Origin of the sequence: Crystallibacter degradans (genome assembly GCF_012952295.1) — a bacterium.
In the GTDB taxonomy this organism is placed as follows: Bacteria; Actinomycetota; Actinomycetes; order Actinomycetales; family Micrococcaceae; genus Crystallibacter; species Crystallibacter degradans.
Genome location: NZ_JABBCH010000081.1, coordinates 1 through 587, shown reverse-complemented (window position 1 = coordinate 587; position 587 = coordinate 1). Strand labels below are relative to the sequence as shown.

Annotated in this window: 1 protein-coding gene; it reads left to right on the top strand. The window is 68.3% G+C overall.

Features of this window, described 5'->3' with window-relative positions:
- The coding region (locus HGO92_RS23200) for an HAD-IC family P-type ATPase (RefSeq protein WP_169999116.1) at positions 1-587 on the top strand (587 nt) is incomplete at both ends.

Sequence of the window (587 nt, the reverse complement as noted above, 5' to 3'; positions counted from 1 at the left end):
GGCCGCACCGCCGTGCTGATGGCCGTGGACGGCAGCGCCGCCGGTGTCATCGCCCTGGCCGATGCCGCCCGCGAGACCGCTGCCCCCGCCGTGGCGGCCCTGCACGAGGCCGGGATCGAAGTCGTCATGCTCACCGGCGACAACGAGGCCACCGCCAAGCGCATCGCCGCCCAGCTGGGCATCGACACGGTCATCGCCGAGGTGCTCCCGGAGGATAAATCGGCGAAGGTAACCGAACTTCAGAAGGCGGGCAAACGGGTCGCCATGGTCGGCGACGGCGTCAACGATGCCCCCGCCCTCGCCCAGGCCGATCTCGGCATCGCCATCGGTGCCGGAACCGACGTGGCGATCGAAACCGCCGACGTGGTATTGATGCGCTCCGATCCGCTGGACGTGCCCGTCGCACTGCGCATCGGCAAGGGCACCGTGCGCAAGATGCGCCAGAACCTGGGCTGGGCCATCGGCTACAACGTCATCGCCCTGCCGATTGCCGCCGGCGTCTTCTACCCGGGCCTGGGTATCATGCTCAGCCCGGAAATCGCCGCCATTTCCATGTCCGGTTCCAGTGTGATTGTCGCGGTCAATGC